This window comes from Bacteroidota bacterium, assembly GCA_020161395.1.
GTDB lineage: Bacteria > Bacteroidota > Ignavibacteria > Ignavibacteriales > Ignavibacteriaceae > UTCHB3.
In genome coordinates, this window is sequence record JAIUOE010000011.1 from 71,955 (window position 1) to 97,260 (window position 25,306).

At 40.6% G+C, this 25,306-nt stretch carries 25 protein-coding genes; 6 read left to right on the forward strand and 19 right to left on the reverse strand.

What is annotated here, in order from left to right:
* On the forward strand, nucleotides 1-783 hold the full coding sequence (gene truA, locus LCH52_14605) for a tRNA pseudouridine(38-40) synthase TruA (GenBank protein MCA0389715.1): 783 nt from the start codon (nucleotides 1-3) through the stop codon (nucleotides 781-783).
* Here the strand turns inward: truA and lpxD are convergent.
* The 8 genes from lpxD to lexA form a co-directional block, all read right to left on the reverse strand.
* Nucleotides 780-1,826 carry a UDP-3-O-(3-hydroxymyristoyl)glucosamine N-acyltransferase gene (gene lpxD, locus LCH52_14610; protein ID MCA0389716.1) on the reverse strand — a complete coding sequence of 349 codons (1,047 nt, stop codon included), beginning with the start codon at nucleotides 1,824-1,826 and terminating at the stop codon, nucleotides 780-782. The genes truA and lpxD overlap by 4 nt on opposite strands.
* The gene (locus tag LCH52_14615) at nucleotides 1,826-2,332 is read right to left on the reverse strand and encodes an OmpH family outer membrane protein (GenBank protein ID MCA0389717.1); all 507 of its coding nucleotides are present in this window, start codon (nucleotides 2,330-2,332) and stop codon (nucleotides 1,826-1,828) included. Before LCH52_14615 ends, lpxD begins: the two co-directional genes overlap by 1 nt.
* A 21-nt stretch (nucleotides 2,333-2,353) precedes the next feature.
* Nucleotides 2,354-2,881, reverse strand: coding sequence for an OmpH family outer membrane protein (locus LCH52_14620; protein ID MCA0389718.1), 528 nt, complete (start codon nucleotides 2,879-2,881; stop codon nucleotides 2,354-2,356).
* 26 nt (nucleotides 2,882-2,907) lie between these two features.
* Nucleotides 2,908-5,418, reverse strand: coding sequence for an outer membrane protein assembly factor BamA (gene bamA / locus LCH52_14625; GenBank protein ID MCA0389719.1), 2,511 nt, complete (start codon nucleotides 5,416-5,418; stop codon nucleotides 2,908-2,910).
* Nucleotides 5,418-6,200 carry an isoprenyl transferase gene (locus tag LCH52_14630; GenBank protein MCA0389720.1) on the reverse strand — a complete coding sequence of 261 codons (783 nt, stop codon included), beginning with the start codon at nucleotides 6,198-6,200 and terminating at the stop codon, nucleotides 5,418-5,420. The genes bamA and LCH52_14630 overlap by 1 nt, the downstream gene beginning before the upstream one ends.
* A gap of 160 nt (nucleotides 6,201-6,360) precedes the next feature.
* Nucleotides 6,361-6,807: a hypothetical protein gene (locus tag LCH52_14635; protein ID MCA0389721.1), complete on the reverse strand. Its 447-nt coding sequence runs from the start codon at nucleotides 6,805-6,807 to the stop codon at nucleotides 6,361-6,363.
* 16 nt (nucleotides 6,808-6,823) lie between these two features.
* Nucleotides 6,824-7,072, reverse strand: coding sequence for a hypothetical protein (locus LCH52_14640; protein MCA0389722.1), 249 nt, complete (start codon nucleotides 7,070-7,072; stop codon nucleotides 6,824-6,826).
* 9 nt (nucleotides 7,073-7,081) lie between these two features.
* Nucleotides 7,082-7,723, reverse strand: a complete 642-nt coding sequence (gene lexA / locus LCH52_14645) for a transcriptional repressor LexA (GenBank protein MCA0389723.1) — start codon at nucleotides 7,721-7,723, stop codon at nucleotides 7,082-7,084.
* A 159-nt stretch (nucleotides 7,724-7,882) separates the two neighbouring features.
* On the opposite strand from lexA, the gene surE reads away from it, so the two are divergent.
* Genes surE through LCH52_14660 form a run of 3 tightly spaced genes read left to right on the forward strand, consistent with a single transcriptional unit; the run spans nucleotide 7,883 to nucleotide 11,493 of the window.
* Nucleotides 7,883-8,665: a 5'/3'-nucleotidase SurE gene (surE, locus tag LCH52_14650; GenBank protein ID MCA0389724.1), complete on the forward strand. Its 783-nt coding sequence runs from the start codon at nucleotides 7,883-7,885 to the stop codon at nucleotides 8,663-8,665.
* 2 nt (nucleotides 8,666-8,667) lie between these two features.
* On the forward strand, nucleotides 8,668-10,809 hold the full coding sequence (locus tag LCH52_14655) for a hypothetical protein (GenBank protein MCA0389725.1): 2,142 nt from the start codon (nucleotides 8,668-8,670) through the stop codon (nucleotides 10,807-10,809).
* On the forward strand, nucleotides 10,810-11,493 hold the full coding sequence (locus tag LCH52_14660) for a ComF family protein (protein ID MCA0389726.1): 684 nt from the start codon (nucleotides 10,810-10,812) through the stop codon (nucleotides 11,491-11,493).
* Here LCH52_14660 and argS read toward each other — a convergent pair whose 3' ends face one another.
* From argS to LCH52_14695, 7 genes are all read right to left on the reverse strand, one after another.
* Nucleotides 11,494-13,122, reverse strand: coding sequence for an arginine--tRNA ligase (argS, locus tag LCH52_14665; protein ID MCA0389727.1), 1,629 nt, complete (start codon nucleotides 13,120-13,122; stop codon nucleotides 11,494-11,496).
* A 36-nt stretch (nucleotides 13,123-13,158) separates the two neighbouring features.
* Nucleotides 13,159-13,527, reverse strand: a complete 369-nt coding sequence (gene rsfS / locus LCH52_14670; GenBank protein ID MCA0389728.1) for a ribosome silencing factor — start codon at nucleotides 13,525-13,527, stop codon at nucleotides 13,159-13,161.
* A 9-nt stretch (nucleotides 13,528-13,536) separates the two neighbouring features.
* A complete protein-coding gene (locus tag LCH52_14675) occupies nucleotides 13,537-14,028 on the reverse strand; it encodes a LytR C-terminal domain-containing protein (GenBank protein MCA0389729.1) in 492 nt (163 codons plus the stop codon).
* Between the two features lie 14 nt (nucleotides 14,029-14,042).
* Entirely contained in the window at nucleotides 14,043-14,558 is a 516-nt protein-coding gene (locus tag LCH52_14680) for a hypothetical protein (GenBank protein ID MCA0389730.1), read from the reverse strand.
* Nucleotides 14,559-14,592: 34 nt separating this feature from the next.
* On the reverse strand, nucleotides 14,593-14,949 hold the full coding sequence (locus tag LCH52_14685) for an aspartate 1-decarboxylase (protein MCA0389731.1): 357 nt from the start codon (nucleotides 14,947-14,949) through the stop codon (nucleotides 14,593-14,595).
* Between the two features lie 74 nt (nucleotides 14,950-15,023).
* Nucleotides 15,024-15,950, reverse strand: coding sequence for a type IX secretion system protein PorQ (gene porQ, locus LCH52_14690; protein MCA0389732.1), 927 nt, complete (start codon nucleotides 15,948-15,950; stop codon nucleotides 15,024-15,026).
* A 73-nt stretch (nucleotides 15,951-16,023) separates the two neighbouring features.
* Nucleotides 16,024-17,121: a response regulator gene (locus LCH52_14695; protein MCA0389733.1), complete on the reverse strand. Its 1,098-nt coding sequence runs from the start codon at nucleotides 17,119-17,121 to the stop codon at nucleotides 16,024-16,026.
* A 170-nt stretch (nucleotides 17,122-17,291) separates the two neighbouring features.
* Here LCH52_14695 and LCH52_14700 point away from each other — a divergent pair, with 170 nt between their 5' ends.
* Together LCH52_14700 and LCH52_14705 are read left to right on the forward strand one after the other, a co-directional pair.
* Nucleotides 17,292-18,281 (forward strand): ABC transporter substrate-binding protein, encoded by a 990-nt coding sequence (locus tag LCH52_14700; protein ID MCA0389734.1) that lies wholly within the window; start codon nucleotides 17,292-17,294, stop codon nucleotides 18,279-18,281.
* Nucleotides 18,278-20,314, forward strand: a complete 2,037-nt coding sequence (locus LCH52_14705) for a methyl-accepting chemotaxis protein (protein ID MCA0389735.1) — start codon at nucleotides 18,278-18,280, stop codon at nucleotides 20,312-20,314. The genes LCH52_14700 and LCH52_14705 overlap by 4 nt, the downstream gene beginning before the upstream one ends.
* On the opposite strand, the gene LCH52_14710 is transcribed toward LCH52_14705, so the two are convergent.
* From LCH52_14710 to LCH52_14725, 4 genes are all read right to left on the reverse strand, one after another.
* Nucleotides 20,311-21,597: a cyclic nucleotide-binding domain-containing protein gene (locus tag LCH52_14710; protein MCA0389736.1), complete on the reverse strand. Its 1,287-nt coding sequence runs from the start codon at nucleotides 21,595-21,597 to the stop codon at nucleotides 20,311-20,313. The genes LCH52_14705 and LCH52_14710 overlap by 4 nt on opposite strands.
* A gap of 5 nt (nucleotides 21,598-21,602) precedes the next feature.
* The gene (gene ruvX / locus LCH52_14715; GenBank protein ID MCA0389737.1) at nucleotides 21,603-22,022 is read right to left on the reverse strand and encodes a Holliday junction resolvase RuvX; all 420 of its coding nucleotides are present in this window, start codon (nucleotides 22,020-22,022) and stop codon (nucleotides 21,603-21,605) included.
* Nucleotides 22,022-24,187, reverse strand: coding sequence for a bifunctional (p)ppGpp synthetase/guanosine-3',5'-bis(diphosphate) 3'-pyrophosphohydrolase (locus LCH52_14720; GenBank protein ID MCA0389738.1), 2,166 nt, complete (start codon nucleotides 24,185-24,187; stop codon nucleotides 22,022-22,024). The genes ruvX and LCH52_14720 overlap by 1 nt, the downstream gene beginning before the upstream one ends.
* A gap of 82 nt (nucleotides 24,188-24,269) precedes the next feature.
* Nucleotides 24,270-25,301 carry a hypothetical protein gene (locus LCH52_14725; protein ID MCA0389739.1) on the reverse strand — a complete coding sequence of 344 codons (1,032 nt, stop codon included), beginning with the start codon at nucleotides 25,299-25,301 and terminating at the stop codon, nucleotides 24,270-24,272.
* Nucleotides 25,302-25,306: the final 5 nt, after the last annotated feature.

Sequence of the window (25,306 nt, forward strand, 5' to 3'; positions counted from 1 at the left end):
ATGCCGACATACAAAATTACTCTGGAGTACGAAGGAACCCGTTACAGTGGCTGGCAGGCTCAAAAAAACGCAAAGACTGTACAAGGTACTCTTCTTCAGATACTTAAACAGGTTTTTGGAACAGATAACATCGATCTTCAGGGAGCCGGTAGAACCGATGCCGGAGTACATGCCGCGGCTCAAATTGCTTCGCTTGTTACTCCCGTCGCCATTCCCCCTGATGTTCTCAAACTGAAGATCAACGATTTATCTCCTCATGACATTAATATTCTGAAGATAGAACTGGCAAATGAGCGCTTTCATGCGAGGCATAATGCCAAACGACGAACTTATATCTATCACATCTCTACGCGGAGGACGGCATTCGGGAAAAATTATGTCTGGTGGGTTAAAGATCAACTCGATTCAAAAGCGATGAGAGCTGCAGCCAAAGAGTTGAAAGGGCTCCATGATTTTGCTTCATTTGGAGATATGAAAGCCGGTGGCGATGCAAAATCGAGCAAGGTAATGGTTTATTCCACGGAACTTGTGGATACAGGCTCGATGATTCTTTTCAGAATAACAGCTTCCCATTTTTTATGGAAAATGGTAAGAAGAATTGTTGGTGTGCTGGTGGAAGTTGGCAGAGGAAATATAAAACCGGAAGATGTGAAAATATTGTTGGGTGAGACTAATGATTATCCTGCGAAATTCACGGCACCACCTAGCGGGCTTTTCCTCGAGAATGTTCAGTACGACGACAGGGATATCCTTCCGGATATTAAACCGTTATTTAAGGTTTAGACCTTTTCGTCCTGTTTCTTTTTTAACTCTTCGAGTTCCGCTTTAAGTAGTCTGACTGTTTCGTTCAAACTTTCAAGATTGCGCAGATGGACTTCTATGCGTTTGAACTGATTGATTTTTTTGACAGGACTTCCCAGATATATCCCTTTTTCAGTCAGGTTTCGTGAGACTCCTGACTGGGCTCCAATGATGATCCCGTCCCCGATTTCAATGTGATCAACAAGACCCACCTGACCGGCAAGAATTACATCCTTTCCTACTTTGGTACTGCCTGAAACACCTGAAAGTGCAGAAATTGCTGTATTCTCCCCAATTTCAACATTATGACCGATTTGAACAAGATTATCAACTTTTGAGTAGGCTTTTATCACTGTGCTTCCCAAAGCTGCTCTGTCTATGCAGGAATTTGAACCAATCTCCACAAAATCCTCGATTATCACATTCCCGATTTGAGGAATCTTGAGATAATTACCGTCGGGTCCTTTTAGAAATCCAAAGCCATCTGCACCGATAGAAGCACCACCGTGTATAATAACCTTTTTACCGATTTTTGTGTTTTCTCTGATGGTCACATTTGGATAAATCAGGGTTCCATCGCCGATCGTACAATTTTCCAATATAACTGTATTGTGATAAATGATAACATTGTCGCCTATCACGCAGTTTTTGCCAATCACAACATTTTTACCAATTGCTGTATTCAGACCAACCGTGGATGAGGGATCTACCGATGCAGTTCCATCAATTCCGTGGAGATCCGGCTGTTTGGTGAAAAACTTCTGTAAGATAAGAAGAAATGCTTTATGAGGTTCATCGACTAAGAGGAAGGTTATATCACTTCTGTCCCTGTTAAAGTCTTTCCTGACCAGAATTGCGGATGCTTTAGTGGTGTGATAAAACTTTTCATATGCAGAAGAGCCGAGAAAAGTTAAACTTCCCGGCTCTGCTTTTTCAATATTTAGAAGTGTCTCAATTGTAATTTCGTCGTCACCGGTAATTTCGGCTCCAACAAAAAGGGCAATTTCTTTTAAACTTACTGACATTATTTTAACTTGTCCAAAACTTTGGAGGTAACATCATATTTATCTTTGGCAAAAAGCAGCATAACAGCACCGCTCCGGTCGAAAATGAAATCGAGATCATCATCCTTGGCAACTTGTTGAATTGCATTAAAAACCTTGTTCTGAACAGGTCTCATCACTTCTTCCTGCTTCAGAAACAATTCACCACCATTTCCAAATTTCTTGGTTCTGTAGGCTTCGAGGTCTTTTTCAAGTTGTTTAATCTCAGCTTCAATATCAGACTTCATTTGATCAGTAAGAATAAGTTTCCTCTTCTCAAAATCCTCTTTCTTTACTCTTATGTCTGACTCGAACTTCGAAATCTCGTTCTGCCACTCGACAATCAAGGCATCAAGTTGACGCTTTGCATCTTCAGCATCCGGAAGATTTTTCATAATTGCATCCGAATCAACATAACCGATCTTGAGCTGGGCAAAAAGTCCGGTGGTTGCGAATGCAATTACAAGGATGATAAACTTAAGTTTCATCTCTGTTAGCTCTTAATGGGTTTATTTACCTGATTTTCTAATCTTGTCCAAAACTTTATAGGTAAGATCAAACTGAACATCCGCGTATAATACGATGGGATCCTGTCCGGATTTTTTGTTCAGTACATAATGCATTCCCTCTTCTTTGGCGGTGATTGCAATATTGTCATACAATTTTTCATAGATCGGTTTCAGAAGTTCATCCTGTTTTACAAGCAGGTCTTCTCTTCTCTTTGCCTGAAGATCTTCGATGCTTTTCTGTTTGTTTGCCAGTTGCATCTGTTTCTCTTTTGCTTTTGGATCATTTGGTTTGTTCTGGAATTCTTTTTGAAAAGCTTCCACTTCTTTTCCGAATGCCTGTCCTATTGAATCAAGTTCGGCTTTAAATTTGCTTTCAAGCGCCTTAAGGTCACCATTGGCTTTTATTGCTTCGGGTAATTGCTGCAGAATAAGGTCTGCGTCAACGATTGCCACTTTAAGTGTCGTATTCTGTGCATAAACAGATACACCCAGAATTAAAAACAGCGATAGAACAATTAGTTTTTTCACTTCTATTTCCTTTTTGTATAATTTAATTAAAAACCTTTACCAAACTGGAAGTGGAACTGCCATTTTGGATCAGTACCATCAACTTCCCGTCTGTCAAATCCGTAACCAAGATCAAATCCGAGCAATCCGACAGGATTAATAAGTATCCTCGCACCGAAACCGGCACTTCTGCGAAGCTTGAACGGATCTGCAGTTGTAATATTTTCGAACACATTTCCTGCCTCGGCAAATGCGAGAACATATAACGGCATCGGATCGAGAGATACCGCAAATCTCAATTCTGCGATGTATTTGAAGAACATTCTTCCACCAATTACATCACCATTGGTCTGTCGTGGACCGACCGTTCTGTCGTCATAACCCCTCAGAGAGGTTGTAGCTATCACGAGTCCGGCACCGCCCATATAAAACAGTTCAAAAGGTTGTATGGTAGTATTCTTTTTCAGTTCCTCGATATAGCCCATATCACTGCTCAGATAAAGGGCAAATCTGTTGGAATTGAACAATCTTTTATACCACTCTGTTGTGAGTGTCATTTTAAAGTAGTCTACCGAACCCGGTAAAAAAGGACCGCCACTGATTTCAGACGACCAGGTGAGTGATGATCCCTTTGAAGGGAAAATTGGATTATCCACATCTTTTCTGTTCAAGGTGAAACCAAGGGTAAACTGTTCTGATTCACCTTCTCTGTAGAATCCGCCACCATTCAATACATTATTGTTCTGGTATCTGAAAAATCCCTGGATGTAAAAATAATCATCGGGCCACTTGAGACGACGGCCAACTTTGACCGATCCGCCAGCCTGAAACAGATCATAAATATAACTCTGTCTTGTAGAAAACAGATCAAAACCCACAAGTGTCGGCGAATTCATGAACCAGGGTTCTGTAAAGCCGAATGAAAATGTCCTGTAAAGATTACCAACACCAAACTGCCAGTTAAAACTTAAAATCTGTCCTGCACCAAGTTGGAACGGTTCAGCAATCGAGAAGTTATTCAGAGTAACACCGATTGCACCGGAAAATCCAAACGATCCGCTGTATCCAATTGAAGCATTTAAATAATCGCTCGACTTTTCTTCAACTATGAATGCAACATTTACGGTGCTGTCATTTTCAAGGTTGTAATCGACACCCTCTTTGTACAATTTCTCAACATTAAAATACTGAAGATTTGCAAGCTGTTGCAGACTTCTGATCATGGCAGCTTTATTGAAAAAGTCACTCGGGACAGTGTATAATTCCCGTCTGATCACCTTTTCTTTCGTCTTGTCATTCCCCTTTATCGAAACTTTACCAATCTTAAACTGATTGTTTTCATTAACTGAAATGTAAATATCAATCGAATCCTTGGCAACTTTCTTCTCGGCAGCATTGACTGTAAAAGTCAGATAGCCATTGTCAAGATAGAGTGAAGCGACATCGTTCTGCTTTTCGTTTCCGCGTAAATTCTGATTAAATGAAATCAGATCGTATATGTCACCCGTTTTAAAACCTAATCTCTCGTTTAATACTTCAGAATTGTAAACTGTGTTCCCTTCCCACACGATATTTCTTATTTTATACCTCGAACCTTCAAGAATGTTGAAATAAACATCAACCATTTTCTTGTCTTCGGTATAAACAAGCGAATCCGACAGAATTTCAGCGTCCCTGAATCCGTTTTGATTCAGGAATTTGAGAAGTGTCTCTTTATCTTTTTTTACCTTTTCAGGTTCATATCTCGCAGAACTCCAGAATTTCCACCATTTTTTCTCCGACAATTCCTCAAGTTCGCTTTTCAGGTCCTCTTCAGAGTAAAAACTGTTTCCGGTGAACCTGATGTTTCTTACGCTTAAGCGGCTGTTTTCTTCAATTTTGAATTTAACCAGTTTCCTGACCTTAATCTTGTCAGAAAGATTGCGGTTCACTCCCTGCAGGTCGTCGTATGTGGTTGTAATCTCGTCAGAGAAATCCTTTTGATTCCGCCATGTAACCGACATTTTGTTACCCATGGAATCGATTGAAAGGAAATCATAATAAATGACATCAACTTTGGTGTTTAGATAACCTTCTTTGGTGTAGGCATCAATAATTTTATTTTTGATCCGGATCAATTCCTGAGGTTTAAGAATTTGACCCCGCACGAGAGAAATCATTTCCTCAAGTTCTGATTTGCTGAGTTCGGAGTTTCCCTGCAAAACCATTTGTTCAAAACGGGGATATTCTGAAACCTTGATCTTAAGAAAAACACCATTTTCAAAATACTTTTCAATAATTATCTGGATATCGGAAAAGATTCTCAAATCCCAAAGGTTTTTAACGGCACTGATCGTTTCATCTCCGGGAATTTGAATTTCCCTGCCGGTATCCTTGATTTTTTTCAGTCCTGAATATTCCACTATGGTGTTTGCATCTGCAGTGACATTCCCCTCTACCGAAACAGAGAGAACTTTATAGTATGTCGTATTTATCTGGGAGTATACAGAAGGGACACAAAAAAATAGTAAAAATAAGAAAAATGAAAACTTCAATCCCGAAAAGTGGAATCTCATCATTATTGCCTTTGCTTTTGTAATTGTTCGCTGACTTTTCCGAATCTTCGCTCGCGCTTTTTATAATCCTCGATTGCATCCATCAGTTCCTTTGTTCGGAATTGGGGCCAGAATACAGGGGTAATATAGATTTCCGAATATGCGAGTTGCCAAAGAAGGAAATTGCTTATTCGCATTTCGCCACTGGTGCGGATGAGGAGATCGGGGTCAGGAATGTTTTTTGTATTTAAGTATTTTGAGAATGTTTCAATTTTTATTTCATTCTCGCTTATTTTGCCGTCATTCAGATCTTTAACGATCCCTTTGACAGCATCGATTATTTCCCACCTGCCACTGTAGCTGAGAGCGAGAACAAGAGTAAGTGTCTTATTGTTTTTTGTTTTTTCGATGGCATCGGAGAGTTCATGTTGAACTTCCGTTGGAAGTGAGCAAATATCTCCAATCGCCATCAGTTTTACATCGTTGTTGTGCAACTCCTGTATCTCTCTCCTGAGAACTTTCACAAGCAGCCTCATGAGAGTTGTTACCTCTGTCTTGGGACGCTTCCAGTTCTCCGTGGAAAAAGTATAGAGGGTCAGATACTTGACACCGGCTTTGGCACTTGCCTTGACGATTTCCCTGACCGACTCGACTCCCTCTCTGTGACCGGCAATCCGGGGGAGATTATTACTCTTAGCCCAACGACCATTTCCATCCATTATGATGGCTATATGACGGGGTACTTCGCTATGAGTATTCAGTGTTTTAGATTCTGTTTGAGATGTACTGATATTTGCTTTGCCCAACTGTGGACCGGTTAGTTACAAAAATAAAAATTCAAAGAAAGGAATTTTAAATATTTTTCGACGGAAAAACAAATTACTTTAACAATTAGCAAACATCTGAATAATTTTTTTGCTAAAAAAGTCAAAAAGAAGGGAGATTTTTGGAATTTGTCTCTTTTAGCTAATTAATAAACCGGGGGAGCAAAGTTTTTGACTGAGCAAGAGCTTCGTTGAACAGTATTTCGGATTCCGGCTCGCACAGAACGAGTTCTATATTTTCGGAAAGAGAAGCCAGATCGCTTTCAACCAGATGTTTTATCAGGAAAAAGTTCTTTCTTGCGAGGGCGATAAAGAGCTTCACCGGATTCCCGCTGTATGTCGATTTCCGTTCAGCGAGAAACTTAATCTTTTTTCTGATAAACTCCGTATCCATCCCGGACAAATCATCGATCACGATTCCTATCGCGAATTCCTTCTTTTGCTTTGCCAAAATATCAATCTGAAACTCACCGATGTCGGGTGGATCCGGAATATATGTGCCGTATCGCCTGCCGAGTGTCGAGTATCCACTCGATCTCAACTTAAAATACAGCTTGTCAGTCAGGTCTCTTTTATTTAACGAATGCATAATTTCCTCCTGGTTCCTATTGAAAACGGGATGTATTTACTACTCTGGGAGCGAATCTCTCCTGTTCAAGTACTTTGATGTTATAGATTTTGCGAAACTCAAATTTCTGAATCGTATCAGTATCACTGATTTTTCCATATATCGTTTTTTTACCCTCTTTGTCGCACGAAATGATGTACGGATCAATGACAAGTTGCTGCATTGAATAGTAAAATCTGATTTTGTTTCTGTTTTTGATTGCTTTGTTCAATATATCTGTTTTCATTTTAATTCCTCAGTTATACCACCTTAAAACACCGACAACTTTACCGGCTATTGAAAAATCACTTGTTGGCTTTATCTCGATAACGGGAAATGCATCATTCTCCGGAACAAGAGTGGTCTTGCCATCTTTTTTCAGGTACCTTTTTACTGTTGCATCACCGTCAACCATTGCAACAACGATATCGTAGTTGTGTACCGGTTTCTTTGGTGAAACCACGACAATATCACCTTCGTAGATTCCGGCATTTATCATACTCTCCCCTTTCACCTTCAAAGCATAGCAGTCATCAGTAGTTCTCACGAAGACTGAATCGATCACTATGCTTCCCTCAAGATTTTCCTCTGCCAGAATCGGCAATCCGGCTGCAACTCTTCCGACTACCGGAACATTGATTGCCGAATCGATTCTTGATTCTGTCTCCCGGTCAAATCCGGAATCTGTTCTTAAGGAAATTCCCCTGCTTACATTGCTGCTCATATTCAGATATCCTTTTTTATAGAGAGTATCCAAATGCTTTTTTGCTCCACTTGGCGAGTTAAAACCAAAATGAGAAGCTATCTCTCTTACTGAGGGAGCATATCCATTGTTCCCGATATACTGAGATACAAATATCAGTATCTCTTTTTGTCTGTCTGTAAGGTCATTTTTCACTGTTCACCTAAAGTAATCAATTGTACACCACAAATATAGTGTACAGATGTACACTTGTCAAGTACTTTCTGCAATTTTTTTTAAGAAAAATGTTTTACATTGCCAGTTAAGGGCATGCTTCTTATATTTTTGATTGATTTATTATATTTTAGGCAAAAATTGAAGATATTAATTTCAAATGACGACGGCATAGATTCCTACGGAATTATTGCCCTGGGAAGGGAGCTCGAAAAATTTGGTGAAGTGTTCATTGTTGCTCCCATTTTCGAACAAAGTGCCGCCGGGCACTCAATCACCATGAAGAGACCACTTAAAGTAGTAAAGCATTTCGTGGAAGGCAGATTCTTTGGATATGCCATTAACGGTACACCGGCTGATTGTGTAAAGATAGGCATCACAAAAGTGCTGAATTTTATTCCTGATGTCGTGGTTTCCGGAATCAACCACGGTTCAAACACCGCTACCAATATCGTGTACTCCGGAACAGTTTCTGCCGCACGGGAAGCATCGATGATGGATATCCCCGGAATCGCATTTTCAATAAATGGCAGAACTTCAGAAAATATCGACTGGGCAGCGGAAGCGGCTGCAAAAATTACTGTAAAAGCACTAGAGCATGGCTTTGAAAACGGGAAACTTCTAAATGTAAATTTCCCGAACCTCCCAAAATCAGAGATTAAAGGTACCCTCATCACAAGACAGGGAATTTCCAGATTTGCTGACACTTATGACACAGTACACGATATCATCGGAAGAGAATATCACCAGCTCAAGGGCGATTTTATAAACCTCGATGGTACTGACCTTTCCATAGACCAGAATGCCATCGAAAACGGTTACATCTCAATCACTCCGATTCAGCTTGATTCCACAGACCATACTGAGATCGCCAAAATAAAAACCTGGAATTTTGAAAATCTGAACGGAACCGATGGAAATTAGAATTGCCTGAGCAAATATCACTTCTGATTTCCGGGTCATGGCTCTACTATTTCATTGCTGCGTCTCTGCTGGCTTTGCTGGCATGGTATTATTACAGAATCACCATTCCAGTTGTTTCATCAGCCAAAAGAATTTTTCTGCTGATCTTGAGAAGTACAATTCTCCTGACACTTGCGTTGCTTTTGTTCAGTCCGGCTCTGAATCTGGTTTTTACATCGATACAGAACCCGGTTAACTATTTTTTCATCGACAGATCAGAATCGATCAAGTTTGACGATGGGACAAAAAGAGAAGAAGTGATCAACAAATTTCTTGCTGACCTCGCTGCTTCACCTCTTGGCAAAAATTCCAAAGTATTCTCCTTCTCCAAATCGGTGGATTCCATCACTGCAAACTCAAATTCAGGGAAACTGAAATTTGACGGTGAGGTAACGAATTTTGAAAGCATATTTGAATTTGCCAAAGAAAAAAAATTAAAAAATGCCACCATTACCATCGTTTCTGACGGTGTGATGACTGATGGGACGAATCCACTTGTCAGTGCAGGGAAACTCGGTATCCCGGTATGGTCGGTTCTTATTGGCGATTCCACTGTTAAAAAAGACATAGCCGTGGAAAATGTATTGTACAACGATTATATCTTTAAGGGGAGCCGTTCCCCAGTTACTGCTACCTTGCAGGTTGCAGGATTTCCGAATACAGATATAAAAGTCGACCTTACTGAAGATGGAAGGATTATCGAGTCAGCCACTGTATCAGTTGATAAAAATGGCTCCACTTCGATCAGTTTTACATATATCCCGAAATCGACAGGGATTAAAAAACTTGCAGTAACTGTAAAAAATTTTCCGGCTGAGGTGAATAAACAAAACAACTCCTTTCCGTTCTTTGTTAATGTAATTGACAACAGAAAAAAAGTGCTGGTTTTGTCCGGAGCTCCCACACCGGATGTTACATTCATCAAAAATGCCCTCTCAGGTGATTCCAATCTGACAGTGAGATCAATGACTTTTGATGCGTCAGACAAGCCACTCGAAAAGGATATAAACAGCTCGGTTCTCGACAGCACAGGTGTCCTTGTACTGGTTAACTATCCTGTCAAATCGATCCCGGGGGCTATTCAGGATAAAGTTGTTGATCTTATTTCCAACAGGAATGTTCCCGTCTTCATTCTGATCAATCAATACTCAGATCTCGCTCTTCTGAAAAAAATTGAGCCTTGGCTTCCTGTAACACTTCGACCCGGAGCCGGTGTCGATTTCGAGGCTCAACTTTCGATGGCAGAAGGGGTTGAAAGAAATCCGCTCTTCTACTCGAGTGACCCTGCATCACTAAAGGAATGGGATGCACTCCCCCCTGTCCTGATTCCAAATTTACGGGCAGATGCCAGACCCGAGAGTCAGGTACTGGCTTATGTAAAACTGAACAATAAAGTGTTGCCCAATCCGTTGATCGTAAGCCGGAATTTTGGATTTAAGCGATCTTTGGCAATTATCGCCGGCGATATCTGGAAGTGGAAATTGAAGGCAAAGAAGGAACGGCTCTTTGATGATTTTCTTTTCAGTTCAGCAAAATGGCTCGGAGCAGTAAAAGATAAAAAGAGATTCAGTGTAAGGACAAACAAAAGATTTTATTCCAGAAATGAGCAGGTTGAGTTCATTGCAGAAGCGTATACAGAATCGTTCGACCCCCTTTCTGATGCAGATGTCAAGATTTTGATCAACTCCCCTAACGGGAAAACTGAATTCAACTTATCACCAGTGGGAGCAGGAATTTATCAGGGTATTTATAAACCTGAAAAAGCAGGAGACCATACATTCACAGGAACGGGGTTACTCGCCGGCAATACATTTGGTACCGATCAGGGTACTTTTAATATCGGCGATGTAAACATCGAAATGGTTGATCCTTACGCAAACCCCGGTTTTCTAAGAGATCTCTCCTCGCTAACCGGTGGAAATTTCTATACTTACACCAATTACCTTAAATTCTTTGATGAACTGGAAAAAACAAACAGGGAAACATCAGTAGAATTCAAGGAGAACAAATCACATAATCTGTGGAACAACTCATGGATGCTGGTGGTGCTCGTTTTATTGCTTTCGACTGAATGGTTTTTAAGAAAAAGAGAAGGTATGATGTAGGTGGCTCGGCTTGTTTCAAAACTTGCTGATGTTATTGTCCCCCGGTTTTGTATCCATTGCGAATCTCTTCTCCCCTTTGAGACAGATTTTTTGTGCAGGAAGTGTTACGAGAGTGAGCCCAAACTTGACCATTTCGTCTTATTAAAAATGCTCCACGAAAAATTTCATGACGAAGTGATAACTGATCTCTTCTCACTGGCTAAATTTACTCATGAATCCCCTCTCAGAACACTCGTATTATCTCTGAAATATCACGATTTATATCATGCAGGAAAGTATCTTGGCGAGCAGATTGGGAAGCATTTCAATGAGGCATTCAGTGTTTCAGGCATCGATTATATCGTTCCGGTTCCACTTCACAGATTAAGAATGATTGAGAGGGGTTTTAACCAGTCAGAAGAGATAGCCAAAGGCATAAGCAGGGCAACGGGGCTGTCAGTAGAAAAAAGCAACCTTAGAAGAATTCGCTACACCGAGGCACAAGTGGTTACCGGATCAAAAAGTGGAAGGGAGGGGAATCTTGTCGGGGCTTTTAAGGCAAAAAACCCGTTGCAGTTTACATCAAAAAATGTCCTTTTGGTTGACGATGTAATTACAACCGGGTCCACAATCCGGGAGGCAGCCAAAGCCCTTTGGGACTCCGGTGCTTCCAACATCTATGCAACTTCTGTTTTGATTGCCTGATTACATCTTCTCAGGTGCAGTTACACCAAGGATACCCAGACCATTTGAAATAACGGTTTTAACTGCATTTACCAGAGCGAGTCGCGCACCGGCAAGTCCCGGTTCACTACCTATAATCCTGCAGACGGTATAGAATTTATGAAATGTTGCCGCCAGTTCTTCGAGATATGCACAAAGAATCACTGCATCAAGCACCTTTGCCGCACTCTCCACAACATCCGGATATGACAAAAGTTTCTTAATAAGCCGTTGTTCCTCTTCGGTAACAAGCAATTCAAGATGATCAGTCTCCATCTTCAATCCTTCCTGATCTGTCATCCGTAGTATCGAGCAAATTCTTGCATGGGCATATTGAAGATAAAAAACCGGATTTTCCTCGGAATGTTTTACCGCAAGGTTCAAATCAAAATTCAAATGTGTTGAAATTGCCCGCATATTGAAGAAGTAGCGAACTACATCAGAACCGACCCAGTCAATCAGCTCATCAAGAGTGATATAATTGGCTTTTCTGGTCGACATCTTCACTGCTTTGCCGTCTTTGATAACAGTTACGAACTGGTGAATCATCACCTTTACTTTTTCAATATCGTAACCAAGTTCCGCAAGAGCAGCCAGAACATCGGGATATGTGGCTGTATGATCTGAACCGAAAAGATCGACAATGAAATCGTAACCGCGCTCAAATTTTGTGGTATGGTATGCAATATCCGGAAGTCTGTAAGTTGGTTCACCTGTGTTTTTTACGATTACTTTGTCTTTTTCGTTTCCGAGGTCGGAAAGTCTTAACCAGACAGCTCCATCTTTTTCGTAACTGAGCTCTCTCTCCTTGAAAGTCTTTAATAAACCGTCAATTTTCCCCTCCTCATAGAGAGAATTCTCATTGAAGAATACATTGTGTTTTATCCCAATTCGATCAAGGGTTTTCTTTATATCCTCAAAAATTACTCTTTCAGCCTCTGCTTTGAAAATACCTTCGGGATCTTCCGATTTGAGGCTGTCCCCATGTTTCTCGAACAGACTCTGTGCAATTCCCGTGATGTATTCACCCTGATAATGATCCTCCGGAAATTCCTCAGGCTTTCCAGTTAATTCAAGATAGCGCAACCTGACCGAGTTTCCAAGAACCCGCATCTGCCTCCCTGCATTGTTGAAATAATATTCCCTGTCCACTTCAAATCCGGTTGCTTCGAGAAGATTTGCCATCGTGTCGCCGCTCACTGCATTCCTGCCATGACCCACGGTAAGAGGTCCTGTGGGATTAGCGGAAACAAATTCTATAATTGCTCTTTTCCCCTTGTTGGAATCACTTCTGCCGAACTGCTTCCCTTCTTCCAGAATTTTTTTCACAGATGAGGAAATGTACTCGGGAGTAAAATAGAAATTTATGAACCCCGGTCCGGCAACCTCAACTTTGGAGATTATCGATCTGTCAAAATTCAGACTGTAAATAATTTCCTGAGCAAGGTCCCTTGGTTTTTTGTCGAGTCTTTTTGCAATCAACATCGCAATGTTGGTTGAAAAGTCTCCATGTGACTCATTCTTGGGAATATCAAAGCTTACTTCGATCTCTTCGGAAAGCTCAAAATTATTCTTAAGTCCGGTAAACAAACCTGACAAATACTTTTTCAAATTTCTACTCCATGAGGTAATTTAATAGGATGAGATTCAGCCGACGGGGTCTTTCAGTTCCTGAACAGGTGCATCACCCCAGAGTCGTTCGAGGTTGTAGAATTGTCTTGATTCGTTTCTGAATACATGAACAACAATATCGGAAAGATCAATAAGCACCCATGAAAGAGCTTTGAATCCCTCTTTCTTCCATACTTTGATCCCTTCATCGGAGAGGTTTTTATCAACATTGTCTGCTATGGCTTTTACCTGCATGTCTGATTCGCCACTGCAGATAACGAAATAGTCTGCAATTGTGGTTATGTTTCTTAGATCAAGTATTTTAACATCAACCCCTTTTTTCTCAAATATTGATTCTGTAATGATCTTTAATATTTGATCCTGTTCCTGGTCCCGTTCGTTCATTTTTTCCATTTATTGATTGTTGAAAGGTTTTAAATTTTTATAATCTTTCCCGATGATAACTATCACATCGAGAAGGTAGTCTTCATTAATATTTTCTGAAACATTTTTCTTGGGGTCAACGCCAAGCACTTTGGCGGTCTGGAGGGCATTTTCACGGTTTCCCCGGTTATCGATAACCAGAGTCTCTTCCACATCGAATGATGAATAATTTTCAGAATCTATAATGTCGAAATTATTCTTCCGCAAATATTCGGTTACTTTCTCACCCAGACCCTTTATTCCACATCCATTATATATCTTTACCTGAATTAATCTTTGCACGCCCGGCTGCTCGCCTGTCTTTACTTCCTTTGAAGAATCAGCAAGCTTTCCTATACCCGAATAGATAAAATACCCGAGCATAACCAAAAGAACGAAAATGGAGATATTCAGCAGGACATTGAGGGGTCCCTTTACAGAACTCTTCTCTTTATTCTCAGCACCGTCTTTATTGGAGAACAATTTGCCCCAACCTTTTAGCGAACAAACCAGTCATCATTAAATGAATTTCCCCATGGGCTGTAATTTCCGTAAAAAGGATTATTGTATCCGTAATAAGAATTGTACATGCCGGCAGGGATATTACGGTACTGAATACGAATAACAGTATCATCCCATGGTTTGAAGTTTAACTCTGCTCTGCTGATGTATAGTCCGTTGATGTTGTCCTGAAAGGTCTTGCCAAGCGAATTATAGGGTGAATAAACGAGAGAGGCATCGAGTCTGATGTTTAAATTATCGGAAAATTTGTAAAACATACTGTTGGTATAGACTGTTGTTGCCACACCATGCTCGCCAAAAGTTGAAAAAGAAGCATCGAACGAATGTTTCATAGAAAAATTATCTGAGTTAAAAATATTGGAGAGGAAATTCCCGCCGGTTTCTTTAGAGAATATACCGTCACGAACCTCAGGTTTCGAAAACGGATCCTTTTTGAACTGAGCAAAAGAAACTGCGGTAATCAGCAATACTAAAATCAATATTTTTTTCATAATTGTCTCCGGGTATCGTTCAGATAAACATCAATTAGAAGGTTTTGGTTACTCTGTTGTTATCATCAACTATCACGACTTTTGGTTTGTAATCAACCAGGGTTTCATCTTCCATCATTGCGTAGGAAATAACCACAATTTTATCTCCAACATAGCCTAATCTGGCAGCAGGCCCGTTGAGGCAGATGATGCCCGAACCTCTTTCACCGGGGATGGTGTAGGTTTCAAGCCGGCTTCCGTTATTTACATTTACAACTTGTACTTTTTCATACGGTAAAATGTTCGCTTCATCGAGTAGATCGAGATCGACAGTTAAACTTCCTTCATAATAAAGTTCAGAAGCTGTAACAGTCGGTCGCTGAATTTTGGATTTACACATTTCTCTTAACATTAAGAGTATTTTCCTCAAGAATATTTATAAAAAACAATCAAAGATACAAATAATTTGGAACAAATATAAGTTCTCTAAAACTCGGTACTTACTCCAATCCGGTGAAGTGTACCAATTTCCCCATAAGAAGAAAAGGCGTAATCAAATGTATATTTATCGATTTTGATCCCCAGACCGGCATTGAAACCTGCAAGTCCGGCAAAATCTCCCACCTTCAAGTCTTTTCTTTTTTTATTGTCATATCCCAAACGAAGAGTCAACGATTTGCTCAGGTAAAACTCGGTTCCAAAGCTGAAATATTCAAGCCTTTTAATAAACTCATCTGTATCTTCATTGAGACGATGAAAGTCCAGAAAAAGTTTTACAGGTAAATGTTCGAGTTTTTTCGTGACACCGGCACTTATATCAAATGGCAGTTTTTCAGTTGCTCCGGTATAGGAAGAGAGCTGTCCTCCAATATTGGTCATTGTAAAGCCAATGTTAATCAGTTGGGATGGAATATTATATTGTAAACCCAAATCGAAGGCAATCCCTGAAGAACTGTACGAAGCTATCGATGAGTGAATCAGCTTAATGTTTGCACCGTAGTAAAAATTTTCAGCGAGTACATTTGCATAGCCAACTGTAAAAGCCAGTTCATTAACTCCGTAGGTACCTGTTTTGTTCCCGAATTCATCCGCTTCAGTAAATGTACCGTAGTTGGCATAACGGACAGCCGCACCAAACCTGCCGATACCTTCAAATTCTTTTGTGTATGCAACACCGAAAAAATTTATGTCGAGCAAATGTTTCACAAAGTTGGCAGAAAAAGGAGAGCCGGATAATTGCTTTAAAGCAGCCGGATTATAGTGGATTACATTGGCATCATCAGTTCCCGCTGTGAAACTGCCACCCAGGGCTGCTGCCCGGGGGCTGACATCGACTCTCAAGAACTCGAAAGTGTTCTGTGCATTTACTGCCACTGATGTAATTATTAGGATTGAAAAGAGAAATCTTTTCAAATGATACTCCGGATATTTGAAATTTAACCTCTAAATATAACGATTTTCGATTTCCGAATTCACTCCAATAAATTTACTCTTTATTCAGTTTCAGTTCCAGAGTGACAGTCGTTCCCAAGCCCGGTTCAGAACTAAACCTAACATTCCCCTCAAAAATTGCCATGATACTCTTTACTATGGCGAGTCCCAGACCCGATCCCTGTTGCTCGAACATGTCCCTGTTAAACTGCACAAAAGCACCAATATCTGCCAGTTGACGGGAAGTCATTCCCCTCCCCTTGTCATAGACAGTCAACCAATAAACCTTGTTCCCCTTCTTGCCATTGATCAACACTTTTGAACCTGACCGTGAAAATTTTAGCGCATTTTCAATAAGTTCAGATATAAGAAGAGCCAGATAATCACCGTTGATCAAGACGACAGCAGTCTCAAGGTCTACCACAAGATCCTCGAATCTCTTTTTCTCAAATTTTTCCTTGTTCATTACCGCCTCCACCAGTTCATTGGAAATGATGGAATCACTCTTCAGCAGACTTCGCCTTTCGACTGCGTCATTCAGGAGTACCTGTAATTTGGAATAATTGAGGTATTTGCCGATTGTCTTTTTCAGACGCATTGAGGATTCATTTATGAAGCCTGCCATTTCTCTTACCTCATCCGGAGACATCAGGTCAGCTTCATTCATCATGATTTCTGAAAATCCAATAATTCCCGAGAGAGGTGTGTTCAATTCGTGAGGAAGGCTGAAAGAGATACTCTTCGTGATGGATTTGATTCTGTCATCGCTTACCTGGCGCACTTTGTCACTTTTTTTAAGGCGGGCATCAATTGTCAACAAAAGCTCATCCACGGAAAAAGGCTTGATCAAAAAATCATCTGCTCCCAGTTCCATGGCTTTTCTTCGATAATTTCTTTCACTGTGAGCAGTGAGAAAGATGAATGGAGTTGTAGCCCACGATTCATTTTTTGCAAGCTCTGCCAGCAGCTCGTATCCATCCATCTCCGGCATCGAAACATCGGAGATGATTAAATCAGGATTGAATAAGGGCACCGCCTCAAGTGCACTGACACCATTTGGGGTTGCCAGAACTTCAAACCCCTCTGTGGTTAGAATTTCATCCAGACTCGAGCGCAAACTCTCATCATCTTCAATTATCAGTATCTTTTTCATCAAATATTTGATTGTTTGTTGATTTGGGACAATTTCAGAACATCTTGAGTGTAAATTTACTCACTTTTTTTTGTAATATGAGTGATTCATCTTAAATTAAATAATTCCTTTTCAAATATTGTTTTTTTGTATCACAATTATCGTTGCGAACCATTTAGTTTTGAAATTTTATGAGATATTTTAGTCCAAACCGCCTTAAAATATTCCTGCTCTTCTTTGTGACAGGCATCTTCGCATTGTTGCCGATGCAGAGTAACAGCTCGTTGAGGAAGATCATTCTTGCTGTCCACTGGCAGCCACAGGCACAATTCGCCGGTTACTATGTTGCAATAACAAAAGGAATTTATAAAAAATACGGTTTGGATGTAACGATAAGGCACACCGGATTTAAGGATAATGCAATTGATTATCTCAAGGCAGGGGGTGCAAATTTTATTACCAACTTTCTTTCAGGAGCTTTGGAAGATTATGACCATGGATTCAAATACAGATTAATCGGGCAAATCTCTAAAAAATCTGCACTTACAATTGCAGGACTAAAATCAAGAGGCATAAAGCAGCTAAATGATCTCAACAATAAAAAGATCGCCATATGGCAGGCGGGTTTCCGTGAACTCCCTCAGGCATTCCTGACCAAATACAACCTCAATTCAAAATTTGTACCCGTCAGGTCAACTGTCAATCTTTTTCTAATGGGAGGTGTGGATGCACAAGTGGTCATGGACTACAATGAACTGAACAGCATAATTTTTTCAGGAATCAGTGAGGATGACCTTACCCTCTTCAGGATTGCAAATTATGGCTTGAATGTCCCCGAGGATGGAATTTATTGTACGGATGAGTTTCTGAGGGACAACAAGGAAGTCTGTAAAAATTTCCTTCTGGCATCAATGGAAGGCTGGATTGAAGCATTCAGGAACAAGGAAGAGACCGTAAATGAATGTATGAAATTGAAAAGAAAAGCTGGTCTCTCCGCCAACTACGCTCACCAGATGCGGATGTTGAACACCATGGAGGATATCATTTCGCCGGTGAATGACACTATCGACCCTGTTCTCGATAAACGCTCATTTGCTATCGCCATTCAGGTATTGAAAGATGCAAAAAGGATTAAAGGTGATATCAACTACGATTCCTTCTTCAAAGAGGTCAGGAAATGATAAAGAAAATACGCTCTCTGCCTCTCAACAAGAGATTATCTGTATATATACTCCTCATTTCCCTTGTTATCCTGGTTGCGATTTACCTCTCCAACTATTTTGTCTCCAGATCAATTATCCTCGAAGGAATTGAAGAGGATTCAAGGAACATCACCGAGGCAAAAGTCAATATGATGGAATCGTACCTCTCAAATGTCGAGAAAATTCCTGAGGCACTATCGGCTGTACTCTCCAACTTTCCTTATGATACGACCCGCAATTCCACCCTTATTAAAGATATCCTTAAGGATAATCCCGGGGTTTACGGCATTTGTATCGCTTTTGAACCATCTGCAAGAAAAGACTCACTCCCCTATGCTCCCTATTATTACAGGAACAAAGATTCGGTAATTTACACAGACCTTGCCAAAGAAGAGTATAAATACGAACTTTGGGACTGGTACCAGATTCCCTTCATCCTGAAGAGAGCAATCTGGTCAGAGCCATATTATGACACAGGTGGCGGGGAGAATTTGATGATTACTTATTCCGTACCGTTTTTCGACAAGGTTTCGGGCAAAACAAGAGGAATTGTAACCGCCGATGTTGATCTCACTCAGCTTCGCAATGTAATCTCAAATATCAAGATTCTTCAAAATGGCTATGCCTTCGCAATCAGCAGATTTGGAACCTTCATCTCTCACAGAGACTCATCTCTGATTTTGAATGAAACGGTTTTCAGTCTTTCTGAAAGACTTCAGGATGAGGAATTCAGTCTAATTGGTAGAAAAATGGTAGCCGGTGAAACCGGGTTTAACAAAATAGTGGAACCCGTATCAGGGGAGGATTACAGAATTTATTACATCCCGATGAAGTCGGCAGGGTGGTCAGTAGGAATAATGATACCTGAGAACGAACTCTTCTCAGGGCTTTATTTTCTCAATAATGTCATTCTTTTTGTCGGTTTTACCGGTGCCTCAGTGCTTGCGATATTTATTTTCTTTGTGATTCAGAGGACTACGAAACCGGTTTCCTCGATCTCAGATGTTCTGGCATTCGTAGCCAACGGTAACTTGCGGGCTGCTGTAGAAAAGTATGAAGAACTGAACAAAGGTATCAAAACATCACAGAAAGATGAAAGTTCGTCAAAAGATGAAATAACCAAACTCTGGTTTTTCATGAGGAAAATGATATTTGACTTGAGAGGTCTCTCGATAAGGATAAAATCAGCCGGTAACTATCTGAAATCATCTGCCGGCACTCTAAATGACGCAGCAGCATTTCTGGAGAATACATTCGCCGAGCAGGACATAGCAAACAAAAATGTGCGTCACTTCGGTGAAGAAATTGATAATATTACCAAAGCTCTTGCAGATGACACCGTCAGACTTACCGAGGCAGTGGAAGAAACAGGCAATCTTATTTTACAGGGGCAGAACAACATTGGAAATATCGGCGATTCAATTGTTGAAATTGGTAAATCAACCGGTTCCATCGTTCAAAAATTAAATAACATCAACAAAAGAACTGCAAATATTTCCAGGGTGATCACAACCATTTCGAATATTGCCGACAGAACCAATCTCATTTCACTGAATGCTGCCATTGAAGCCGAAAAAGCCGGCGAAGCAGGTTTGGGATTCAAAGTTATTGCGGATGAGATAAAACGGCTTTCCGAAAATACATTTAACTCGTTAAACGAGATTGGTGAGATTATCGAAGATGTGAAAGGATCTGTTGCAGACGGTGTCGAAACTGTTTCCAAATACCACAGCAGATCACTTGAAGGTTTTAGAGAGATTCAAAAAATGATTGATGACCTCAGCATCATCCTTGACAAGAACAAAGAATTGATACCGCAATTCGAAATGTTCAAAAAAGCAATGACGGTAGCTCAGAATAGCGTCGCTTCAATCGGAAGTAATCTTCTCGCTGTTGAAAAACTCAGTATCGATACCAAACAGGCGATCAGTAATTTGCTCGATGTTTCAGAGACTGTTAATGATGCAGTACATTCACTCGAAAATGAGGTGAACAAGATTATTACCGATTAGTCTGCAGACTTACCGTTGGAAGATTGTCTTTCTGCAGCTTTTGCCATAATTACAGATGCTACCTCCGGGAATCTTAGCAGGACATAATTGAATGCTGCCTTGTCCAGCGAATATGCCTCCGCATAACTTTTTGAGATGATGGTGGCGTTTCTTTTTGTATTTTCAAAAAGGGCAATTTCACCGAAAAAGTCACCGGCTTTCAGAGTTGCAATATGCTTTCGCTCTTGTCCACCGACCACTTCCAACTCTCCGGACAACAGAAAGTACATTTTGTCGCCAGTGGCTCCCTCTTCAAAAATTACATCTCCAGGAATGAATATCTCTGTTTTCAATTCACCTGATATCTCACGAATAAAGTCTTCCGGAGATTCCGAAAAAGCAGTTATCATCCTGATAATTCTCTGCTTAAGGCTTATCATTACTTCATTTCGCAACGATTCAGGCAAGGAATTTAAAAATATCTGTTCATCCTTCCCTGAATAATTCCGCGAGAAAATATAATCGTAGTAATCCCCTATTTTGTGCTGGAGTTCCGGAGGGAGCCCTCTGTTACCAACAATAGTTTTAAGTCTTTCCATATTTTCATAGTAATATTGTTCCACGGAATCCCGCTTCGACAATATACCTGCAACATTACCAATCAACCAGCCATAAATACCAACTCCAAACATCATAACCACCATGGAGTAGACCATCTGTCCTCTGGTTTCAGCAACAATGTCGCCAAATCCAACAGTTGTAAGAGTTTGAATTGTCCAGTACATCGCCTCAATGTAGAGAGAGAGGGTGTCTTTCGTCTGTACGCCGGGCTCAAGAGCTATCCACCCGCATGCCAGCCAGTGAGCGGCGAGGGTGATCCAAAAAAGGAAAAACACAATGTATAAAAAATCATTTCGCTTGAGGTCTCTCCGCCGCCAAAGTTTTTGATGTTGTGAGAGTCTCAACAATTTTAATGACCTCAGAAGGAGAACAGGCACCAAACCAAACAATTCATAAGGAAAAACAGCCAGCAAGTCAATGAACAACCACAGATTCTTCTTTCTTATTCCCAAATCTCTTGCCAAAGAACTGTATTGCTCACTTTTTTCTTTGTAGATGTTGTAGTTGGCGATCAAATCCCAGCCGTTTATAATCAAATTGGCAACCAACAGGATAAGGTACAACTCATTGTAAACGATGGTACCAACAATTATCAGTGGATAATAGATGGAAGAGACAACAGCAAGAAGTGAAACGAGTATAAACCTGATTACTGTGAGCGGATTTGATTTAAAGGACATCATGGCAATTATCCAAACTCCTTAAGATAATCTTCAAGTATTACCGCTGCGGCAAATTTGTCAACCAGTGATTTATTTCGTCTTTTCGACTTTTTTGCCACGGATTGGAGAATTCTTTCACTCGCTATAGATGAGGAATATCTCTCATCATACAATTCAACTGAAACCCCTGTCTCCTGCTCAATCGTTTTTGAAAATTTCTCGATAATGTCGGATAATACCGTTTTTGTACCGTCACCATTTAAGGGGTAACCGACAATTATCCGCACTACATCTTTCTCCTTTACCAGAATCACGATTTTTTCAATTAAAACTGAATTGTTCTCGAAGGTATCGTAAGGCGAGGCGATTATCTTCAGGGGATCACTTAGTGCTATGCCCACTCTCTTCGAACCGTAATCAATCGAGAGAATGCGTCCTTCAGCCACTATTTAGCCTCAGCCATTCTGGTGACGGAATAAACCCCCTTAACCTTCTTCAGGCGGTCGATAATTCTTGAAAGATGATTAAGGTCCTGCACAAAGAGAGTTACCTGTCCTTCGAAAAATGAATCGCTCGTGTCGAGGCTGATTGACTTGATCGATGTATTGTTGTAGCTTACTATGGTATTTGCAATATCCTTTAGCATACCGGCGGAATCGTCCCCGCGAATAACCAGACCAGCAATGAAGGATGAATTCTCGACTTCGGGCCATTTTATAGAGACAACTTTCTCCGGTTCCACTTTCGACTTCTCAATAAGGTTACGGCAAGTCTTCCTGTGAATCCTTATACCCTCACCGGTTGTAATAAATCCTGCAACTTCATCACCCGGAATCGGATTACAACACTTGGAATATGAGAGCATCATCTTTATTTCTTCACCATCCACAACAAGTTCACCACCCGTTCCTCTGGCATAACGGGCGAAATCCTCAAACTCTATGTTGGGAGAACCCTGTAATTTATGATCCTTCTCCTTTGGTTCTTCCAAAATCGCTTCAATTGTGATATTCCCCTGCCCAAGCATCTTAAACATCTGACGGGTATGATGAAACTTGTTCCTCTGAAGTATTTTGGCAATCTCATTCTCACCAAGAGTGAGTTTTAATTTCTTTAACCTCTTCTCCCAGATCTCTCTGCCGCTCTCAATAAAGACCTCTTCCTCTTTATTGAGCCACTTTCTGATTTCAGATTTGGCTTTTTGAGTCTGAACAAATTTTAGCCAGTTTTTATTGGGGTGCTGATTTTTTGAGGTAATTATCTCAACCTGATCACCACGATTCAACACAAAATCGAGGGGGACAATTTTTTTGTTTACTTTCGCCCCTATACAATGATGCCCAATATTGGAATGTATGGCGAATGCGAAGTCCACCGGAGTCGATCTGACCGGCAACCTTTTCAGGTCTCCCTTCGGAGTCATGACAAAAATTTCGTTCTCGTAGAGATTTAACTTGAAGTTTTCGATAATATTTTTTTTCAGATCATCGCTGCCCGAACTTTCCACCATTTCCCTGATCCACTGGACATAATCATCTGTATTTCTGTCCTTTACGGTGTTCCCTTCCTTATACCGCCAGTGAGCAGCAACGCCCCTCTCGGCAATTTCGTGCATTTTTCGAGTCCTGATCTGCACCTCCACAACCCTTCCCTCGGGACCTATCAGAGCTGTGTGAATCGACTGATAATTATTAACCTTCGGAATGGCTATATAGTCCTTAAATCTGTCGGGAACAGGAATATAAAGCGCATTGATGATACCAAAAACCGTATAACAATCGAAGGAATTGTCAGAATCCAAAATCAATCTTATCGCGAAAAGGTCAAATATCTCTTCGAAGGGTTTGTTCTGCTTAATCATCTTCCTGTAAATGCTGTAGAGGTGTTTTGGTCTGCCACTCAATTCACATTTAAAGTTTTTCTCTTCGAGTGCAGCCAGAATCGGTGCCGAGAACCTGTCCAGATATTCATTTCTCTCGTCCCTTTTCAAATTCAGTTTTTTTCGAATATCGTCGTAGGCATTTCTGTTCAATTCCTTGAAAGCAAGGTCCTCAAGTTCCCATTTAATTTTTCCCAATCCAAACCGGTGAGCAAGCGGGGCATAAATTTCGAGAGTCTCCGTGGCAATTCTTTTTCGCTTGTCAGGTTCCAGATATTCAAGGGTTCGCATATTGTGAAGACGGTCGGCAAATTTCACGATGATCACCCTGATATCTTTCATAATCGACATCAGGAGTTTTCTGTAGTTTTCTGCCTGGTTTATTTCAGCCGAACGGAAAAGCTCTTTTATTTTGGTCAGTCCGTCCACTATAATGGCAACATCCGCTCCAAAATTTCTTTTTATCAGGTCTGAAGAATACTCCTCGTTGTCTTCAACCACATCGTGCAGCAAGCCACAGGCGATTGAAACATCATCGAAGGGAATTTCTTCTATCAGTATGCGGGCTACAGCAAGCGGGTGGCTAAAGTAGGGTTCATCGGATGCTCGTTTGTCATTTTGGTGGGCAATAGCGGCAAATTCATAGGCTTTTTTAATAAGAGCCAGGTCAGCGTTGGGTATCTTCTCTTTGCAGAGCTTCAGCAGTTCATCTAATCTTCCATCTTCACTCATTACAGGTATTTGCTCCGGATATCAAAAAATTATCAGCGTAAAATAATCAAGAAAATCCACTTTATTAATGTTATAGAAAAGATTACACCCTTTTTTTCAATGAGTCGCGAAGCTGTTTCACTCTTTTGAGCCGTTCCGCAAGTTTTTTCTCGTCCCACGAATTGAAATTTTTCATAGCCAGTATCTCTTCACAGTACTTAAGTGCCTCTTTGTACATCTTAAGTTTTTCATAATTCATGGCAATCTTATGTTTAAGAGTCACTATATTGAAATAGTAATAATTTGTTGAGACAGGAAATGTTGAGAGAATCTGTCCGTATACTTCGATCGCCTTTTTTTTGTCGATCTCCTCAAGTGCCCTGGCTTTTGTCCACTTTACAATCCTGTTTCCGGGTGCTTTTTTAAGGATTTCATTGCAAAGATTCAGTGCTTTTGCGTACTGTTTTTTATCGATGTAAATCCAGGCGAGTGAATTGGCAGTCAGGAAGTCGTTATAGGAGTAGTAATTTCTGTTCCTCTCCAGAATCTTAATTGCCTGCTCCGAATTATCTTCAAGGAAAGGAAGCCAGGAAAGGTCTTTTGTTTTCGAACTCTTCCAATAGTCAAAAATCGCGATGGCAGTGGAAGCCTCATAAAATTTTTTATCAAGCTCAGAACACCTTTCGAAATACTTAAGGGCACTTGTCCCCGTCTTGAATACTCCAAACCAGTCTTCCTTGATAAAATCGAAATATGCCTCATATGAATAGATGAGAGCCATGGCATAGGTATTCCACACACTCTTGCTGTTTTTGTCATAATTTTGGTCGGCAATATCTTCAGCCCGTTCAAGCTTGCTCACAATATAAGATTCGTTGAAAGGGACACCCCAGTCGTATGCTTTTACGATCTCAACTCCTGCAAGGTAAAGCGAGCCGAAAGGTAGTGACGGATAGTCCTTCTCCAGTCTTCCAAATGTAGCCTTTGCACTGTCATAGCGGGAACCGGAGAGAAATGTAATTCCCCTCTCGATAAGAGCGTGCACTTTTGAATCGGGATATTTCTGTGAATAGACGGAATAATTGAAGCAGAATAGTAAGCTAAAAATTGCAAGGACGAGTTTGGTACGATTCAATGAGT

What these genes read in the sequence shown, in the direction of transcription:
- LCH52_14710 (MCA0389736.1), bottom strand. Translation starts at nt 21,597, where the DNA reads ATGATGTCCTTTAAATCAAATCCGCTCACAGTAATCAGGTTTATACTC.
- LCH52_14640 (MCA0389722.1), bottom strand. Translation starts at nt 7,072, where the DNA reads ATGAAAACAGATATATTGAACAAAGCAATCAAAAACAGAAACAAAATC.
- LCH52_14615 (MCA0389717.1), bottom strand. Translation starts at nt 2,332, where the DNA reads ATGAAACTTAAGTTTATCATCCTTGTAATTGCATTCGCAACCACCGGA.
- LCH52_14705 (MCA0389735.1), top strand. Translation starts at nt 18,278, where the DNA reads ATGATAAAGAAAATACGCTCTCTGCCTCTCAACAAGAGATTATCTGTA.
- LCH52_14695 (MCA0389733.1), bottom strand. Translation starts at nt 17,121, where the DNA reads ATGAAAAAGATACTGATAATTGAAGATGATGAGAGTTTGCGCTCGAGT.
- rsfS (MCA0389728.1), bottom strand. Translation starts at nt 13,527, where the DNA reads ATGAACGAACGGGACCAGGAACAGGATCAAATATTAAAGATCATTACA.
- LCH52_14680 (MCA0389730.1), bottom strand. Translation starts at nt 14,558, where the DNA reads ATGAAAAAAATATTGATTTTAGTATTGCTGATTACCGCAGTTTCTTTT.
- LCH52_14700 (MCA0389734.1), top strand. Translation starts at nt 17,292, where the DNA reads ATGAGATATTTTAGTCCAAACCGCCTTAAAATATTCCTGCTCTTCTTT.
- truA (MCA0389715.1), top strand. Translation starts at nt 1, where the DNA reads ATGCCGACATACAAAATTACTCTGGAGTACGAAGGAACCCGTTACAGT.
- LCH52_14635 (MCA0389721.1), bottom strand. Translation starts at nt 6,807, where the DNA reads ATGCATTCGTTAAATAAAAGAGACCTGACTGACAAGCTGTATTTTAAG.
- bamA (MCA0389719.1), bottom strand. Translation starts at nt 5,418, where the DNA reads ATGATGAGATTCCACTTTTCGGGATTGAAGTTTTCATTTTTCTTATTT.
- LCH52_14685 (MCA0389731.1), bottom strand. Translation starts at nt 14,949, where the DNA reads ATGTTAAGAGAAATGTGTAAATCCAAAATTCAGCGACCGACTGTTACA.
- lpxD (MCA0389716.1), bottom strand. Translation starts at nt 1,826, where the DNA reads ATGTCAGTAAGTTTAAAAGAAATTGCCCTTTTTGTTGGAGCCGAAATT.
- LCH52_14720 (MCA0389738.1), bottom strand. Translation starts at nt 24,187, where the DNA reads ATGAGTGAAGATGGAAGATTAGATGAACTGCTGAAGCTCTGCAAAGAG.